The organism is Bradyrhizobium sp. 215_C5_N1_1, from assembly GCF_052075935.1.
In the GTDB taxonomy this organism is placed as follows: Bacteria; Pseudomonadota; Alphaproteobacteria; order Rhizobiales; family Xanthobacteraceae; genus Bradyrhizobium; species Bradyrhizobium barranii.
The window spans coordinates 7837276-7854648 of sequence record NZ_CP197228.1; the positions used below are offsets into that span (position 1 = coordinate 7837276).

Genomic DNA, 17373 nt, shown 5'->3' on the forward strand with positions numbered 1-17373 from the left:
ATTCTCCTCAGCCTCCGCCAGGAACGAAGGCTGTCTCCGTAACCTTCAGATTGTGCCCGCGCGCGGCTTCGGTCAATGTGCAAGATATGATTGACCCGCTCCTCATCCTCATCGCCGCCGTCTTCCTGATCGCCGGATTCGTCAAGGGCGTGGTCGGGCTCGGCCTGCCGACCGTGTCCATGGGCCTGCTCGCGGTGAACATGGCGCCGAGCCGCGCGATCGCCATCGTGATCGTGCCCGCCATCGTCACCAATATCTGGCAGACCTTCGCCGGCCCCTATCTGCGCGACATCCTGAGGCGGCTGTGGCCGCTGATGATCGGCACCGTGATCGGATGCTGGCTCAATGCCGGCGCGCTGACCGGCCCGCATGCCCGTTACGGCACGATCGTGCTCGGAATCCTGCTCGTGATCTACGCGATCATCGGGCTCAGCAAATTCAAGTTCCACGTCGCGCCGCAGAACGAGAAATGGGTCGGCGGCGTGGTCGGCGTGATCACCGGCGTGATCTCGGCCTCGACAGGCGTGCAGGTGATCCCCTCGATGCCGTTCATGCAGGCGATCGGCATGGAGAAGGACGAACTGGTGCAGGCGCTCGGCGTGTTCTTCACGACCGCGACGCTGGCGCTCGCCTTCAATCTCACCGCCGGCGGCTTGCTGACGCCGGCGAACGCCGTGCCGGGCGCCGTGGGCATGGCCATGGCCTTTGCCGGCATGTTCGTCGGCCAGTCGGTGCGGGCGCGGATGCCGGCGGAAGCGTTTCGCCGCTGGTTCCTGATCGCGATGATCCTGCTCGGCATTTATCTCGCCGGCAGCGCGCTGCTGAAGGAGTTCGCCTGAGGCCTACGATTTGGGCTCGTAGCCCGGCACCCATTTTTCGTGCTGGGGCAGATCGTCCTGGATCGTCCACCACGGTGCGCGCGACGAGGTGAAGACGTGGAGGCGGGGCCTGACATCGGGATCGTCATCGAGCAGGCCGGCGGGAATGCTGACGGTCGGCAGATAACTCGCCTTGCCCGGCGTCAGGCAGCCGCAGGTCTTGCAGCGATGGCGGAAGCTCCCCGGCGCGGATTCGTAAGCCACCGTCATGTCCTCGCCGGCAACAAAGCGAAACTTGTCGGCATCGACATGGGCGTAGGTGGCGAAGGCGGCACCGGTCAGCTTGCGGCAATTGGCGCAATGACAATGCGTGAGCGCACGCACCTGATCGATCTCGAAACGCACGGCGCCGCATAGGCAGCTTCCACGAACCATCGAAACCTCCCCGCGCGGCCTCTATCGGGCCGACTGCATGCCGGACCAGTCATCCGTTCGAATGAGTTATCGCGTCTCCAGCATGGCGACGCGGATGCCGAGATAGATGAAGAGGCCGCCGAGCGCGCGGTTCACCCAGGCGATCGCGCCCTCAGACTTGCGCAGCCGGTGGGCCGCCCTTGCCGCGAACGCCGCCAGCACCAGGCACCACAACGTTCCCGTAAAGATGAAGATCAGGCCGAGCGTCAGGAAGGCGAGCGGCTTGTGCGGGGAATCGGCTGCGACGAATTGCGGCAGGAAGGCCAGGAAGAACAGCGCGACCTTGGGATTGAGCGCGTTGGTGAAGACGCCCTGGAGGAAGACCCGCCGCAGCGGGCTCCGCTCCGGCTCGTCGATGGCTGCGGCCAGCGCCGGGCGCGACCACAGCATCTGAAGTCCCGTCACGACGAGATAGGCCGCACCGACCAGCTTCAGGATCGAGAAGGCGGTCGATGAGGCCATCAGCAGCGCCGAAAGGCCGATTGCCGCGCCCGCGACGTGGAAAAAGCAGCCAAAACTGATGCCGAGCGCGGCCGCGGCGCCGCCCCGCCAGCCCATCTGCATGCTGCGGCCGATCACGTAGACCGAGTCCGGGCCAGGCGTGATGTTGAGCAATATGCCCGACAGGATGAAGAGCCAGATCTCGTGAATGCCCAGCATGTGAGGTGCCCCCGTCAGCCTTGAAAGGCGGGCTTATTCGGTTCGGCCGCCGCCGTCCACCGCCAGGATTGCGGAGAATTTACCTCAAATTTGCAATGCGGATCATGCTTTCGCCCGGCCTTATCTGCTCTATAAAGGCAGGGTTCTTGGAAATGCGGGATTCGAGGCGACTGCCACGCGGGGGCCGGTCATCGATCCCTTGGAGCTCCGGATTATGGAAAGACGTCTGGCCGCCATCGTCTGCGCCGATGTCGCCGGCTATTCGCGCATGATGGGCAGCGACGAGGCCGGCACCCATGCCGCCTTCAAGGCCCATCGCAGCGCGATCCATCCCATCATCCTCAACCATGGCGGCCGCGTCGTCAAAAACACCGGCGACGGCTTCCTGTTGGAGTTCCCGAGCATCGTCGGCGCTGTCGAGGCCGCGATCGCGATGCAGACGCTGATGGCGGAGCGCAACCATCACCTGCCGGCCGAGCGCGCCATGCAGTTTCGCCTCGGCATCCACATGGGCGACGTCATCGCCGACGAGGACGAGGTATTCGGTGACGACGTCAACATTGCCGTCCGCCTCGAAGCGGTGGCGAGCCCCGGCGGCTTCGCCATCTCGGCCAAGGCCTACCGGGAGGCGAGCAAGCACCTGACCGCGCTGCTGGTCGATGCCGGCAACCATCGCTTCAAGAACATCAAGGACCCGATCGGGGTCTGGACCTGGATGCCCGAGGGTGCGCCGGCGCTCGCGCCCGAGCTCCGGGAGGCGTCGGTGCTGTCGCAGCAGTACCGCACAGCGATCGTCGGCGTGCTGCCCTTCGCCAATCTCAGCGACGCCCAGGACGAATATTTCTCCGACGGCCTCACCGAGGATCTGATCCACGCGCTGTCGCTGCAATCCTTCTATCGCGTGCTGAGCCGCAACTCGACCTTCGCGTTCAAGGGCAAGAACACCAGCACCCGCCTGATCGCGCGCGAGATCGATGCCACCTATCTGATCCAGGGCTCGGTGCGGCGCGCCGGAGCCAAGATCCGCGTCACCGCCGAGCTGGTCGCGCCGGAGACCGGCGAGCAGCTCTGGACCGGCCGCTACGACCGCGACATCGGCGAACTGTTCGCGATGCAGGACGAGATCACCACCAATCTGTCCGCCGCCATCGCCACCGAGATCGTCCGTGCCGAGGCCTCGGCGCCGGCGCGGCTCTCCACCGACGTGACCGCCTGGGACCGCTTCCTCAAGGGGCTGTCGCACTACTACCGGCAGACCAAGGAGGACCTGGCCACCGCCGTCGACCTGTTCCGCGAAGCCATCAGCCTCGACCCCAAACTGTCGATCGCGCACGCCTATCTCGCCACGATCCAGATCCAGAGCATCCAGTTCGGGTGGGTCAAGGGCACGCGCGAGATGTGGGCCGAGGCGATGGCCCTCGCCGAGACCAGCGTCCGGCTCGACCCGCGCTCCTCCTTCGCCTTCTCGATCCTGTCCTGGGCGCATGCCATGGAGGCGCATTACGAGGCCGCGATGGACGCCGCCAAGCGCGCGGTCGCGCTCAACCCCTACGACAACGGCGCACGCGGCGTGCTCGGCATCTGCCATTTCGTCATCGGCGAGCACCGCGAGGCGATCGAGCTGTTTTCGATGGCCGCGCAGCGCGACAACAGCGACCCGCGCTACCAATGGGCCGCGCTGAACGCCTTCAGCCATTATCTGCTGGGGCAATACGACGCGACCCTGTCCTGGGCGCGCGAGCAGCTCTACATCAACCCGAACCACATGCAGGCGCTGGCGATCCGTGCCGCGGCGCTGGCACAGTTGGGTCGGGACGATGAGGCTGGCGAGGCCGTCGGCGTGCTGATGCGCAACTACCCGACGCTGAATGTCGATCGTCACTTGCGCAATTTCCACTGGAAGCGGCCCGAGGACCTTGCCCATTACCGCGAGGGGCTTCTGAACGCGGGCGTGCCGCTCAGCAAGCTGACCCTGGTGCAAAGCGACGTCAAACGCGCGGCCGAGTCCTGACAGGCGGGCCTTCTCGGTCTCGACCCAGCCCCTTCGCAAAACGCGGGCCGGCTTTTATTGACAGGACCGTGAATTCAGCCACACTTCTTTACACGCTGAAGTAGTATAAGCTGCTGTCGGTTTGTTAGGACTTTCCGCGCTCTATCGGCGCGTCTTCATTTCACGATTCGCTGTTTTCAGGATTTTGGGCCATGAACGACCCCGCCTCGAAGCCTCCCTTCGATCCCTCGATCCAGGTCTCGCCAGACAATCCCTGCCCCTTCCTGCGCGGCCTGGTCGGCGAAGGCTTCGTCGAAGGCGGGACCGTCCCGATCGGCAAGCTATCGCAGACGATCGCGAATGCGAGCGGCGACAAGGGGCTGATGAAGACGGTGGCCCGCGTCGAGACCCGCGGCATCGCGCTGATCGCCAACGGCTTCGGTCACATCCTGAAGAGCATCTTTTCGGGCGCACAGCTCGATGCCCTGCGCGGCGGCCCCCTGGACAAGCGCGGCGCCGGTTCGCGCATCCTCGGCGTCGACGGCAAGGTCAATGAGGATCAGATCGCCCGCCTGGCCAGCTTCGGCAGGGACTATACCGATCCGAACGGCGGCGGCACCGAGCCCGGCATCAACGCGTCGGAAATACAAACTTACATGCGCGACAACCTCAAGCGCGCCGGGAGCACTGCGCGCTGGTACTATCGGATCTTGATGCAGTTCGAATGGCCCATCCTGCTGAAGATCATGGGCAAGGGCGAAGGCGAGAACCGCTATCTCGCCATCGCCGACGTGCGTACGCTGTTCAACGAGCGCAAATTCCCTGACAGGATCACGCAGCGAGTCGTCAGCCAGCCGGTCACCCCGCCCTCGCTCATATGGCGCGTTGCCGGCGGGTTAGTCGCCGCGCTGCTCGTCTTTGGCGTCGTGGCGCTGCGCTTTCCCGATCAATTCCAGCCGATGCTGCCCGGCATCCTCGGTGACCTCGTGGCGCCGCCATTGCCGAAGCTTGTCGAACCGCGGGCCGCGTACTGGCTCGAGCAAAACTGGGCGCTGGAGGACCGGCACTGGTTTCATCACGCCAGCCAGGGCACCGCGACCTTCCCGGTGCCCTACAGCTGGTTCATGGCGCTCGAGCAGCCGCGGCTTCATTTCTTCGCAAAGCCCGGGATGCTGCATGACAGCGACCATCTGCAGCGCTTCGGCTTCATCCCGAGCCCGCAGACGATCAACACCGACGACGCCACGCTGCGCCGGTTCGGCTACGCCAATGTCTACGACAAGACCAAGCCGGTGCCGGCGCGGCTTTGGGATCCGCCGGTTAACTGGGGCGCCCAGGCTGAAAACGTCGACGGCCTGCCCGTCGGCTTTGCTCGCATGACCGGCGTACCCGATCCTGCGACCGGCCAGGTCGGCGACGACCGGATCGGCCTGACCTGCGCCGCCTGCCACACCGGCCAGATTCACTACAAAGGCATCGACATCCGTTTCGACGGCGGCCCGGCGATGACCGACCTGAGGAAGCTCGAGGTCACGACGGGTCTGTCGATCGCCTACACGCTCCTCGTGCCGGGTCGCTTTACGCGCTTCGCCGACCGTGTGCTCGGCCCCTCCGCCAGCGATGCGGATCGCGACGCGCTGAAGCAGAAGCTGCGCACGATCAGCACGTTCCTGATCGACTGGGAGAAGACCTACGCGAAAACCATCGACGGCAAGACGAGGTTCAACGAGAAGACGAAGCGGGAAGAGAAGCAGCAGGACACCGAGGAAGGATACGGCCGTCTCGACGCGCTCAACCGCATCGGCAATCAGGTCTTCGCCCAGGACATGACGCTCAGCGGCCTCAGCGGCTTCGAAAAGAATCTGCATGCCAAGGACGCGCCGGTCAGCTTCCCGCCGATCTGGACCGTGCCCTGGCTCAAATTCGCGCAATATGACGCGTCCATCGAACAACCGCTGATCCGCAACGCCGGCGAAGCGCTGGGCGTGACGGCGCTGCTCAATCTGTCCGACAATACCCCCAAGGACACGCTGTTCCGCTCGTCGATGGATATCAAGAACCTGAACTGGATCGAGGATCTGCTGAAGGGGTCGGCGCCCTATCCGAAAAAGCAGCTCTCCGGACTGACATCACCGAAATGGCCGTCCGACATCTTCGGCGACAATGCCTGGAAGATCGATGGCGAGCGCGTCAAGAACGGCCGCAAGCTCTACGCGCAGATCTGCGTCGAATGCCATCTCGGGCCGGTCAACGATCCCGTGTTCGACACCGAGTTTCCGGACCAGAGCATCTGGTCCTCGTCGCGCTGGGAGACCATCGGCAAAGACAAATTCCTGAACGAGGTCCAGAAAAGCGTCAAAGGCATGGGCACCGATCCCGCTCAGGCCAGTGTGCTGGCGACGCGGACGGTTCAGGTCCCGGGCTTTCTCGAGCTCGATCCCACGCAGAAGCTCAATGCCTGGTGGAGCTGCAATCTGCCGGCTATCTCCTCGACCGACATGCCGTACTCGGTCGGGCTGATGGTGCTCGTCGACATCGTCAGCCGCAAAGCGATGGACGATGCGAAGATCGACCCGAAGGTTCAGCAGGCCTGGTGGGGCGAGCGCAAAAACTGCCCGAATCCCGGTCCGCAGCCGGCCGAGGCGAAGGAGCCGCCGCCCTGGTATCGCGCGCGCCCGCTCAACGGCGTCTGGGCCACCGCGCCTTACCTGCACAACGGATCGGTGCCCTCGCTCTACTGGATGCTGAGCCCCGCGGCCGAGCGCCCCAAATCGTTCTGCATGGGTGGTGGTCGCGACTACGATCCGAAGCAGGTCGGCTTCGCGGTCGTCGACGGCGAGAGCTGCAAGACCGGGCAGTCGCGCTTCTCGACGCGAGCGTCTGATGGCACCGAGACCTTCGGCAACAGCAATGCCGGCCACTCGTTCGATGGCACGCCGGGCCCCGGCAAGGACGGCACCATCGGCCGCGTGCTCAAGGAGCAAGAGCGCTACGATCTGATCGAATATCTGAAGACGCTGTGAGGCAGAGAAGGTTCATCGTCATGGCCGGGCTTGTCCCGGCCATCCACGTTCTTTGATCGCGCAACAAGGCGTGGATGCCCGGGACAGGCCCGGGCATGACGGAGATTGTGGAACGATCAGCCGTCCTCAGGAAGCTTCCACCCCGTCACTTGAACAGCGGCGTGCCCGGCACGAAGGCGTCGAAGGCGGCCCAGAACTGGGAGCGGTAGCGGTCCTGCTCCTGGAGGATCTCGTGCTTGGCGCCGGCGATCACGAGATGGGAGCCGGCGCGCAAATGATAGGCGAACTCCTCGATCGCCGCGGTCGAGACCACGGTGTCGCTGGAGGCCGCCAGCATCAGGATCGGCTGGCGGATCTGGGAAGGGTAGTTCTTGCCCTTGAAGGTGTTCATGGCGTGGAAGGCGGTATCGGCCCAGGCGACCGTCGGTGACGCGAGCCCGAGCGTCGGATCCTCCTCCAGGATCGCGGCATTACGCGCATAGCGCACGGGATCGCTGGTCAGCGGATTGTTGATGAAGGGATTGAGCCCGGTGATGTGGTCGCTGCCGCCGGGGACATAGCGACCGCCCATCCCCATCAGGCGCATCGTCTTCAGCAGCGCCCGCGCCGGAAACGAGGTGGCGCGGCCGGGCAGGTCGATCATCGGCGCCGACAGCACCATGCGGTCGAACCAGCGCTTGCCGGCATGCGCCACCCGCAGCATCACGGTGCCGCCCATGGAATGGGCGAGCGCGAAGAAGGGCGGCGGGCAATCCGGCAGCACCACCTGCTGCACGAAGGTCTCGACGTCGATCTCGAAATCGGAGAAGTCGCGCACATAGCCCTTGCGCGGATCGCGCAGGCGGCGCGAGGAGTGGCCCTGCCCGCGCCAGTCGATCATCGCCACCGCAAAGCCGCGGTCGCGCAGGTCGCGCACGGTCTCGAAATATTTCTCGATCTGCTCGCTGCGTCCGGTGAAGACGCAGACCGTGCCCTTGCGGTTCGCCGGCGGCGCCCAGCGCGCAAAGCGCAGCTCGGCGCCATCGGGCGTCTTGATGGTGCCGCTGACGACGTCTTCGGGAACGGGATTGGACGGAATCGAGATCAGCGTCATTGGGCGAGAAATGCTGCAAATCAAGGGGCTGGAGCGCCGAAAAGGCGCAACTTGCCGCCCTCTTGAACGCCGTTCCCCTGAACCCATATCACCATGGTGCAGGCCGCTACCAGTGTTTCGGAACCGGAACATTAGGCTGCACACAGACTAAAGCCCGGCCCGATTGGCGGGCGGGTTACCAACAGTCGCTCAATGGAGGACTAGACCATGCGTACCTACGACCTGACTCCGTTTTACCGTTCCACTGTCGGCTTCGACCGCCTCTTCAGCCTACTCGACCAGGCCGGTTCGGACGGCAGCCCCGGTTATCCCCCCTACAACATCGAGCGTACCGGCGAGAACACCTACCGCATCACGGTTGCGGTGTCCGGCTTCGCCAAGGACGAGCTCTCCCTCGTCGCGAAGGAAAACACGCTGACGATCAAGGGCGAGAAAGTCGCCAACGAGAACTCGAAGTCCGAAGTGCTCTACCGCGGCATCGCCGCGCGTGCCTTCGAGCGCGCCTTCCAGCTTGCCGACTTCGTGCAGGTGAAGGACGCCTCGCTCGAGAACGGGCTGCTTCACGTCGACCTTGTGCGCGAGATTCCCGAAGCCAAGAAGCCGCGCCAGATCGCCATCAACGCGGGCGCGCCGAAGGCGCAGGTGATCGAGAGTTCGGTCGCCGCCTAAGCACGTCGACAGCCACCAAGTTGCGAAAACGCCCCGGTGCCCCGGGGCGTTTTTTTCGTTTTGCATCGCATCACAGAACGGTGAGGACATGTAACGCCGCGACCACGCGCTCCGTCCTTTGGGCATCGCAGCAAAAACAATACGGAGCACGATCATGTCACTTTGGCGCAGCCTTCTCATCGCCGCGAGCCTGCTGGCGGCCCCCATCAGCCTGGCTCACGCGCAGACGCCGCAGACGGTGAAAGCCAAGAACGTCGTGCTGGTGCACGGCGCCTGGGCCGACGGATCGAGCTGGTCGGAGGTGATCCCGATCCTCCAGGCCGCGGGCCTGCACGTCACCGCCGTGCAAAATCCGCTGTCGTCGCTTGCGGACTCCGTCGAGGCGACCAAGCGCGCGCTGGCCGAACAGGACGGCCCGACGGTGCTGGTCGCGCATTCCTGGGGCGGCACCGTGATCAGCCAGGTCGGTAACGACCCGAAGGTCACCGGCCTCGTCTACGTCGCCGCACGCGCGCCCGATGCGAACGAAGACTTCGTCGCGCTGTCGAAGCAGTTTCCGGCAGGCCCGGCCCGCGCCGGCATCGTCGAGCGCGACGGCTACACAAAGCTCTCCGAAGACGCCTTCCTGAAGTATTTTGCCAATGGCGTGAAGCCGGAGCAGGCCAGGGAGCTCTACGCCGTGCAATGGCCGACCGCCGCCTCGATCTTCGCCGGCCGCACCACGGAAGCTGCATGGCACACGAAGCCGAGCTGGTACGCGGTATCGAAGAACGACGGCACCATCAATCCCGATTTCGAACGCTTCCTCGCCAAGCGCATGAACGCAACCACGATCGAGCTCGATGCCGGCCACCTCTCGCTGGTGTCGCATCCGAAGGACGTGGCGAATCTGATCCTGGAAGCCGCGGGGTATCCGCGCAGCTGAGCGCGCGATTGCCGCAATGAAAAAGCGCCCGCGATTTTCGGGCGCTTTTTTTTGCTCAGGTCTCCGTCCGGAGCGTGGCGCGCAGTCGCGTCAAGCGAGCGCGCGCTAGTCCAGCCCCTGCGCCGCCGGCATCTCCTGCGTCGGCATGATAGTCGGAGCCGGCTTGGCCTGACCGACGGTTGGCGCGGCGGTTTGCGGTGGTGCGGCTTCGGCGGGCTTTGCCTGCACGGCAGCGGTCTGTTGGGCGGGCTGCGCCTGCGGCGCTTGTACCTGCTGCGGAGCTGGCGCGGCCGGCTTGGTGGCGGCGACAGGCGCCTCGCCGCGGCGCGGGGCGGCCTTCGGCAGCGGCACGGTGCGGCTGGCGACATGCGGGATCGAGGCCGGCGGACGCGGCGGGCCGCTGCGGACCATGGTCGGCGGCGGCAGCGCGCTTTGCGGACGGTAAGGTGCAACCGTCGGCACCTCATCACTGGGGGCCATGCCGAAGGCGTCAGCGGCCGGCATGAAGCGCAAAATTCGCCCGTCGCGGGCATCGATCACCAGCCGGCCGTCGTCGCCGCGGCGGTCGATCACCGCGATGGTGTAGACGCCGCCGCGCAGGCGCGGGATGCCAAGCGGAGAGAAGCCGTTGTCGCGCAGCACGGCGTAGACCTCGGTCGGCGGCAGCAGCGCCGGTGCCGGACCGCGCTCCTCGTAGCCAAAGCCGTAACCGTAGCGCGGCGGCGGCGCGGCTTCCGGCGGCCCATAGGGTCCGTCGAAATCCGAGACCGCGATATAGGCGCCCCGCGCAGCGCCGTTGGCCGGAACTTGTGCCTCGACGGCCGTTGCCACCAGCGCCAGCGTGGCAGCGGCCACACATCCTGTGAAAAACTTCATGGTCGACACGCTCCTGTCAGGCCCCCGAATGCCTCGCGCTCTTTCGCTTCTTGCGGCGTGGCGCGCCTTTCGAAGGGCTGATCCGAAGCTTCATTCGGGATTTCGGCGTCGGCAGGGCCGGATCAGGGCGCGTTTGCTTCAAAACCGGGGCCGCGTGCCATGCGGAAAGCGCTGATTGACACTCTGGGAATCGGGACTTCCGCGCGCTTGTGTGATAGACAAAAATTTGGCAAGGTGATGGTTAGGACAGGAAGACTGTCTCAATTTTGCTTGCAGTTCCGGCATACGGATTGCAACGAAAGTCGGTGCTTTCGAGCGCCAGGAAGGCAACAGGCAAAGCCGTTCTCGGGGACGAAGAACGCCTTGGCCTGAATTTAAGAAAATGCGGCTCGCAGCGGACGAGCGGTGACCCAGAGGCGGGTGCCGCGGAACGCCCAAGGTGCGCCGAAGATAGCGGTGAGGCAGCTTGCCGCATGGAGAGGATTGGAACAATGAACGGGTCGCAATTCGAGCGCGCAAACATCGTGGCAGAAGAACTGTCGGCGACGGTCGCCTCGAAAACGACTGATCCGATTCAGGAACACAATTCGCGTCCGCCGGCCGTAGGTCTGTACGATCCGAGCCTGGAAAAGGATTCCTGCGGCGTCGGCTTCATCGCCAACATCAAGGGCAAGAAGTCCCACGAGATCGTCGCGGACGCGCTCAGCATCCTCTGCAACCTCGAGCATCGCGGCGCCGTCGGCGCCGACCCGCGCGCCGGTGACGGCGCCGGCATCCTGGTGCAGATCCCGCACCCCTTCTTCAGCCGCAAGGCCGGGGAGCTCGGCTTCACGTTGCCGGCTCCTGGCGAATATGCCATCGGCGCGCTGTTCATGCCGCGCGACACCGCCTGGCGCAATGTCATCAAGAGCATCATCGCCGACCAGATCAAGGAAGAGGGCCTGACCCTGCTTGGCTGGCGCGACGTGCCGACCGACAATTCCTCGCTCGGCGTCACCGTGAAGCCGACCGAGCCCGCCTGCATGCAGGTGTTCATCGGCCGCAACGGCACCGCCAAGACCGAGGACGATTTCGAGCGCCGGCTCTATATCCTGCGCAAGTCGATCTCGCAGGCGATCTACCAGCGTCGCGACCGCGGCCTTGCGGGCTATTACCCCTGCTCGATGTCGTGCCGCACCGTGATCTACAAGGGCATGTTCCTCGCCGACCAGCTCGGCAAGTACTATCCCGATCTGCACGAGGCGGACTTCGAGAGCGCGCTGGCGCTGGTGCATCAGCGCTTCTCGACCAACACCTTCCCGGCCTGGTCGCTGGCGCATCCCTATCGCATGATCGCGCATAACGGCGAGATCAACACGCTGCGCGGCAACACCAACTGGATGGCGGCGCGCCAGGCTTCCGTGAGCTCCGAGCTCTACGGCAAGGACATCAACCGGCTCTGGCCGATCTCCTACGAAGGCCAGTCGGACACCGCCTGCTTCGACAACGCGCTCGAATTCCTGGTGCAGGGCGGCTACTCGCTGCCTCACGCCGTCATGATGATGATTCCGGAGGCGTGGGCCGGCAATCCTCTGATGGATGAGAAGCGCCGCGCCTTCTACGAATATCACGCCGCCCTGATGGAGCCGTGGGACGGCCCCGCCGCGATCGCCTTTACCGACGGTCGCCAGATCGGCGCTACGCTGGACCGCAACGGGCTGCGTCCGGCGCGCTATCTCGTCACCAAGGACGACCGCATCGTGATGGCGTCCGAGATGGGCGTGCTGACGATCCCCGAGGACCAGATCATCACCAAGTGGCGCTTGCAGCCCGGCAAGATGCTGCTGGTCGACCTCGAGCAGGGCCGCCTGATCCCGGACGACGAGATCAAGGCCGAGCTCGCCCGGAGCCATCCCTACAAGGAGTGGCTGGAGCGGACCCAGATCGTGCTGGAAGAGCTGCCGAAGGTACCGACCACCGGCGTGCGCTCCAACCTGTCGCTGCTCGATCGCCAGCAGGCGTTCGGCTACAGCCAGGAAGACATCTCCATCCTGATGACGCCGATGGCCTCCACCGGCGAGGAAGCCGCGGGCTCGATGGGCAACGACACGCCGATCTCGGCGCTGTCGGACAAGGCCAAGCCGCTGTTCACCTATTTCAAGCAGAACTTCGCGCAGGTCACCAACCCGCCGATCGACCCGATCCGCGAGGAGCTGGTGATGAGCCTCGTCTCCATCATCGGACCGCGGCCGAACCTGTTCGACCTGCAGGGCCTCGCCACCACCAAGCGTCTCGAAGCGCGCCAGCCGATCCTGACCGATGCGGATCTCGAGAAGATCCGCTCGATCTCCGATGTGGCCGAGTCGCACTTCAAGTCGCGCACGCTCGACACCACCTTCCACGCCGGTCTCGGTGCTGCCGGCATGGACCAGGTGCTCGACGAGCTTTGCGCGCGTGCGGAAGCCGCCGTCCGCGAGGGCGTCAACATCATCATCCTGTCCGACCGCATGGTCGGCAGCGACCGGGTGCCGATCCCGGCACTGCTGGCCTGCGCCGCCGTGCATCATCATCTGATCCGCGTCGGACTGCGCACCTCGGTCGGCCTCGTCGTCGAATCCGGCGAGCCGCGCGAAGTGCATCACTTCGCCTGCCTGGCCGGCTACGGCGCCGAAGCGATCAATCCCTATCTGGCGTTCGAAACCATCATCGCGATGAAGGACCGCCTGCCCGGCTCGCTCGACGACTACGAGATCGTCAAGCGCTACATCAAGTCGATCGGCAAGGGCCTGCTCAAGGTGATGTCCAAGATGGGCATCTCGACCTACCAATCCTATTGCGGCGCGCAGATCTTCGACGCCGTCGGCCTCAAGGCGGACTTCGTCGGCAAGTTCTTCGCCGGCACCCATACCCGCGTCGAGGGCGTCGGCCTTGCCGAGATCGCGGAAGAAGCGGTGCGCCGTCATGCCGACGCGTTCGGCGACGCGCAGGTCTACAAGACCGCGCTCGATGTCGGCGGCGAATATGCCTATCGCAGCCGCGGCGAGGACCATGCATGGACCGCGGAGTCGGTCGGGCTGCTCCAGCACGCCGCCCGCGGCAATTCGCTGGAACGCTACCGCGCCTTCGCCAAGATCCTGAACGAGCAGTCGGAGCGGCTGTTGACGCTGCGCGGCCTGTTCCGGATCAAGAACGCGGACGAGGAGAAGCGCAAGCCGATCCCGATCGACCAGGTTGAGTCGGCCAAGGACATCGTCAAGCGCTTCGCCACCGGTGCGATGAGCTTCGGCTCGATCTCGCGCGAGGCGCACACCACGCTCGCGATCGCCATGAACCGGATCGGCGGCAAGTCGAACACCGGCGAAGGCGGCGAGGAAGCCGACCGCTTCAAGCCGATGCCGAACGGCGATTCCATGCGTTCGGCGATCAAGCAGGTCGCCTCGGGCCGCTTCGGCGTCACCACGGAGTATCTCGTCAACTCCGACATGATGCAGATCAAGATGGCGCAGGGTGCCAAGCCCGGCGAAGGCGGCCAGCTGCCCGGCCACAAGGTCGACGCGACCATCGCCAAGGTTCGTCACTCGACGCCGGGCGTCGGCCTGATTTCGCCGCCGCCGCATCACGACATCTACTCGATCGAGGATCTGGCGCAGCTCATCTACGACCTCAAGAACGTCAACCCGACGGGCGACGTCTCGGTCAAACTGGTCTCCGAGATCGGCGTCGGCACGGTCGCCGCCGGCGTTGCCAAGGCGCGCGCCGACCATGTCACCATCGCGGGCTTCGAGGGCGGCACCGGCGCTTCGCCGCTGACCTCGATCAAGCACGCCGGCTCGCCCTGGGAGATCGGCCTTGCCGAAACCCACCAGACCTTGGTGCGCGAGCGGCTGCGCAGCCGCATCGTGGTCCAGGTCGACGGCGGCTTCCGCACCGGCCGTGACGTCGTGATCGGCGCGCTTTTAGGGGCCGACGAGTTCGGCTTCGCCACCGCGCCGCTGATCGCGGCCGGCTGCATCATGATGCGCAAGTGCCATCTCAACACCTGCCCGGTCGGCGTCGCGACCCAGGACCCGGTCCTGCGCAAGCGCTTCACCGGCCAGCCCGAGCACGTGATCAACTACTTCTTCTTCGTCGCCGAGGAAGTCCGCGAGATCATGGCATCGCTCGGCTTCCGCACCTTCAACGAGATGATCGGCCAGGTTCAGCTGCTCGACCAGACCAGGCTGGTCGCGCACTGGAAGGCCAAGGGCCTCGATTTCTCGAAGCTCTTCGTCAAGCAGAAGGAAGAGAAGGGCCAGAAGATCTATCACTCCGAGCGCCAGAACCATCATCTGGAAGCGGTGCTCGACCGCACGCTGATCGAGAAGGCGACGCCTGCGCTCGACCGCGGCGCGCCGGTGAAGATCGAGGCCAGGATCAACAGCACCAACCGCTCCGCGGGTGCGATGCTGTCGGGCGCGGTCGCCAAGATCTACGGTCATGCCGGCCTGCCGCACGACACGATCCATGTCGGCCTCAAGGGCACCGCCGGCCAGGCGTTCGGCGCGTGGCTGGCGCAAGGCGTCACCTTCGAGCTCGAAGGCGAAGCCAACGACTATGTCGGCAAGGGCCTCTCGGGCGGCAAGATCATCGTCAAGCCCCCCGCCAACAGCGGCATCGTGCCGGAAGAGAGCATCATCGTCGGCAACACGGTGATGTATGGCGCCATCCAGGGCGAGTGCTACTTCCGCGGCGTCGCCGGCGAGCGTTTCGCCGTGCGCAACTCGGGTGCGGTGGCGGTCGTCGAAGGCGCCGGCGATCATTGCTGTGAATACATGACCGGCGGCATCGTGGTCGTGCTCGGCAAGACCGGGCGCAACTTCGCGGCCGGCATGTCCGGCGGCATCGCCTATGTGCTCGACGAGACCGGCGACTTCGACAAGCTTTGCAACATGTCGATGGTCGAGCTCGAGCCGGTGCTGTCGGAAGAGCTGATCAACGCCGGCACCTATAACCACTCGGGTGACCTCGAGGCGCACGGCCGGGTCGACGTGTTCAAGAACCTGCTCGACTCCGATGTCGAGCGCCTGCACGTCCTGATCTCGCGCCATGCGAAAGCGACCGGCTCCAAGCGCGCCGCCGACATCCTTGCCAACTGGAAGGACTGGCTGCCCAAATTCCGCAAGGTGATGCCGGTCGAATACCGGCGCGCGCTGCGCGAAATGGCCGCCAACGCGGACGCCGAGCCGAAAATCGCGATCGGCGCGTAGAGCGATAAGCCCTCATGGTGAGGAGCGCGATAGCTGCGTCTCGAACCATGAGGTCACCAGCGGGGCCTTTCATCCTTCGCGACGCGGCGCCAGTGCGCCGCTCCTCAGGATGAGGGTCTGGTTAGAGAGAAGACGAATTTAAGCGGCAGGGACTTCGGGTTTAATGGGCAAGATCACGGGTTTTCTCGAAATCGAACGGCATGACCGCAAGTACACCCCGGTCGCCGAGCGCGTGAAGCACTACAACGAGTTCGTCGTTCCCTTGACCGAGAAGGAAACGCGCGACCAGGCCGCGCGCTGCATGAATTGCGGCATTCCCTATTGCCACGGCACCGGCTCGGTCGCGCCCGGCACGCCCGGCTGCCCGGTCAACAACCAGATCCCCGACTTCAACGACCTCGTCTATCAGGGCAATTGGGAAGAGGCCTCGCGCAACCTGCACTCGACCAACAATTTCCCGGAGTTCACTGGCCGCATCTGCCCGGCGCCGTGCGAAGCGTCCTGCACGCTCAACATCGACGACAACCCCGTCACCATCAAGACCATCGAATGCGCGATCGTCGACCGCGCCTGGGACAATGGCTGGCTGAAGCCGGAAGTGGCGACCGTCAAGACCGGCAAGAAGGTCGCGGTGATCGGCTCGGGTCCGGCCGGGATGGCCTGCGCGCAGCAGCTCGCGCGCGCCGGCCACGACGTGCATCTGTTCGAGAAGTTCGCCAAGGCCGGCGGCCTGCTGCGCTACGGCATCCCCGACTTCAAGATGGAGAAGGGCGTCATCGACCGCCGCGTCAAGCAGATGGAAGGCGAAGGCGTCACCTTCCACTACAACAGCCATGTCGGCGCTGACGGCAATGTCGACCCGCGCGAGATGCTCAACGATTACGATGCCGTCGCGCTGACCGGCGGCGCAGAAGCCCCGCGCGACCTGCCGATCCCCGGCCGCGACCTCCAAGGCATCCACTACGCCATGGACTTCCTGCCGCAGCAGAACCGCCGCGTCTCCGAGGAGCCGCTCGGCGGCGTCCAGGAGATCCTGGCCGGCGGCAAGCATGTCGTCGTCATCGGCGGTGGCGACACCGGCTCTGACTGCATCGGCACCTCGCTGCGCCAGGGTGCGCTCTCGGTCACCCAGCTCGAGATCATGCCCGCCCCGCCCGAGCGCGAGAACAAGGGCCTGACCTGGCCGAACTGGCCCTTGAAGATGCGCACCTCGTCGAGCCAGGCCGAAGGCGCGATCCGCGAATACGCCGTGCTGACGCAGAAGTTTTCCGGCGAGAACGGCCAAGTCAAGAAGCTGCACTGCGTGCGCGTCGACGACAAGTTCAAGCCGATTGCCGGCACCGAGTTCGAGCTCGATGCCGAGCTCATCCTGCTCGCGATGGGTTTCGTGCATCCCGTGCACGAGGGCCTGCTCAAGCTGCTCTCGGTCGATCTCGACCCGCGCGGCAACGTCAAGGCCAACACGCTCGACTACCAGACCTCGCGCCCGAACGTGTTCACCGCCGGCGACATGCGCCGCGGCCAGTCGCTGGTGGTGTGGGCGATCCGCGAGGGCCGGCTGTGCGCGCGGTCGATTGATACGTTCCTGATGGGGAAGACGGATCTGCCGCGGTAGGTTCT

11 protein-coding genes are annotated in these 17373 nt (G+C 65.2%); 7 read left to right on the forward strand and 4 right to left on the reverse strand.

Translation table 11 applies throughout. The features are described from left to right. Positions 1-86: 86 nt before the first annotated feature. Positions 87-839: a sulfite exporter TauE/SafE family protein gene (locus AB7G19_RS37560; RefSeq protein ID WP_085398759.1), complete on the forward strand. Its 753-nt coding sequence runs from the start codon at positions 87-89 to the stop codon at positions 837-839. Positions 840-842: 3 nt separating this feature from the next. On the opposite strand, the gene AB7G19_RS37565 is transcribed toward AB7G19_RS37560, so the two are convergent. Together AB7G19_RS37565 and AB7G19_RS37570 are read right to left on the reverse strand one after the other, a co-directional pair. Further along, positions 843-1253 (reverse strand): GFA family protein, encoded by a 411-nt coding sequence (locus AB7G19_RS37565; protein ID WP_014491803.1) that lies wholly within the window; start codon positions 1251-1253, stop codon positions 843-845. A gap of 66 nt (positions 1254-1319) precedes the next feature. Continuing rightward, the gene (locus AB7G19_RS37570; protein ID WP_071909427.1) at positions 1320-1952 is read right to left on the reverse strand and encodes a LysE family translocator; all 633 of its coding nucleotides are present in this window, start codon (positions 1950-1952) and stop codon (positions 1320-1322) included. Between the two features lie 214 nt (positions 1953-2166). Between AB7G19_RS37570 and AB7G19_RS37575 the strand changes: the two genes are divergently transcribed. Together AB7G19_RS37575 and AB7G19_RS37580 are read left to right on the forward strand one after the other, a co-directional pair. Continuing rightward, positions 2167-3963, forward strand: coding sequence for an adenylate/guanylate cyclase domain-containing protein (locus AB7G19_RS37575; protein ID WP_063985696.1), 1797 nt, complete (start codon positions 2167-2169; stop codon positions 3961-3963). A gap of 191 nt (positions 3964-4154) precedes the next feature. Next, the gene (locus AB7G19_RS37580; protein WP_085398758.1) at positions 4155-6965 is read left to right on the forward strand and encodes a di-heme-cytochrome C peroxidase; all 2811 of its coding nucleotides are present in this window, start codon (positions 4155-4157) and stop codon (positions 6963-6965) included. 145 nt (positions 6966-7110) lie between these two features. Here AB7G19_RS37580 and AB7G19_RS37585 read toward each other — a convergent pair whose 3' ends face one another. Next, complete coding sequence (locus tag AB7G19_RS37585) at positions 7111-8058, reverse strand: alpha/beta fold hydrolase (protein WP_028148092.1); 948 nt, start codon at positions 8056-8058, stop codon at positions 7111-7113. Between the two features lie 207 nt (positions 8059-8265). On the opposite strand from AB7G19_RS37585, the gene AB7G19_RS37590 reads away from it, so the two are divergent. Beyond that, a complete protein-coding gene (locus AB7G19_RS37590; RefSeq protein WP_063985698.1) occupies positions 8266-8727 on the forward strand; it encodes an Hsp20 family protein in 462 nt (153 codons plus the stop codon). A gap of 154 nt (positions 8728-8881) precedes the next feature. Continuing rightward, positions 8882-9652, forward strand: a complete 771-nt coding sequence (locus AB7G19_RS37595; RefSeq protein WP_085398757.1) for an alpha/beta fold hydrolase — start codon at positions 8882-8884, stop codon at positions 9650-9652. Positions 9653-9757: 105 nt separating this feature from the next. Here AB7G19_RS37595 and AB7G19_RS37600 read toward each other — a convergent pair whose 3' ends face one another. Then, positions 9758-10528 carry a hypothetical protein gene (locus AB7G19_RS37600; protein ID WP_085398756.1) on the reverse strand — a complete coding sequence of 257 codons (771 nt, stop codon included), beginning with the start codon at positions 10526-10528 and terminating at the stop codon, positions 9758-9760. 491 nt (positions 10529-11019) lie between these two features. Here AB7G19_RS37600 and gltB point away from each other — a divergent pair, with 491 nt between their 5' ends. Then, on the forward strand, positions 11020-15753 hold the full coding sequence (gene gltB / locus AB7G19_RS37605; RefSeq protein ID WP_439035598.1) for a glutamate synthase large subunit: 4734 nt from the start codon (positions 11020-11022) through the stop codon (positions 15751-15753). Positions 15754-15916: 163 nt separating this feature from the next. After that, a complete protein-coding gene (locus AB7G19_RS37610) occupies positions 15917-17368 on the forward strand; it encodes a glutamate synthase subunit beta (protein ID WP_085398400.1) in 1452 nt (483 codons plus the stop codon). The last annotated feature ends 5 nt before the right edge of the window (positions 17369-17373 follow it).

Coding starts and splice junctions, on each gene's coding strand:
- AB7G19_RS37560 (WP_085398759.1), top strand. CDS start 87: ATGATTGACCCGCTCCTCATCCTCATCGCCGCCGTCTTCCTGATCGCC.
- AB7G19_RS37565 (WP_014491803.1), bottom strand. CDS start 1,253: ATGGTTCGTGGAAGCTGCCTATGCGGCGCCGTGCGTTTCGAGATCGAT.
- AB7G19_RS37570 (WP_071909427.1), bottom strand. CDS start 1,952: ATGCTGGGCATTCACGAGATCTGGCTCTTCATCCTGTCGGGCATATTG.
- AB7G19_RS37575 (WP_063985696.1), top strand. CDS start 2,167: ATGGAAAGACGTCTGGCCGCCATCGTCTGCGCCGATGTCGCCGGCTAT.
- AB7G19_RS37580 (WP_085398758.1), top strand. CDS start 4,155: ATGAACGACCCCGCCTCGAAGCCTCCCTTCGATCCCTCGATCCAGGTC.
- AB7G19_RS37585 (WP_028148092.1), bottom strand. CDS start 8,058: ATGACGCTGATCTCGATTCCGTCCAATCCCGTTCCCGAAGACGTCGTC.
- AB7G19_RS37590 (WP_063985698.1), top strand. CDS start 8,266: ATGCGTACCTACGACCTGACTCCGTTTTACCGTTCCACTGTCGGCTTC.
- AB7G19_RS37595 (WP_085398757.1), top strand. CDS start 8,882: ATGTCACTTTGGCGCAGCCTTCTCATCGCCGCGAGCCTGCTGGCGGCC.
- AB7G19_RS37600 (WP_085398756.1), bottom strand. CDS start 10,528: ATGAAGTTTTTCACAGGATGTGTGGCCGCTGCCACGCTGGCGCTGGTG.
- gltB (WP_439035598.1), top strand. CDS start 11,020: ATGAACGGGTCGCAATTCGAGCGCGCAAACATCGTGGCAGAAGAACTG.
- AB7G19_RS37610 (WP_085398400.1), top strand. CDS start 15,917: ATGGGCAAGATCACGGGTTTTCTCGAAATCGAACGGCATGACCGCAAG.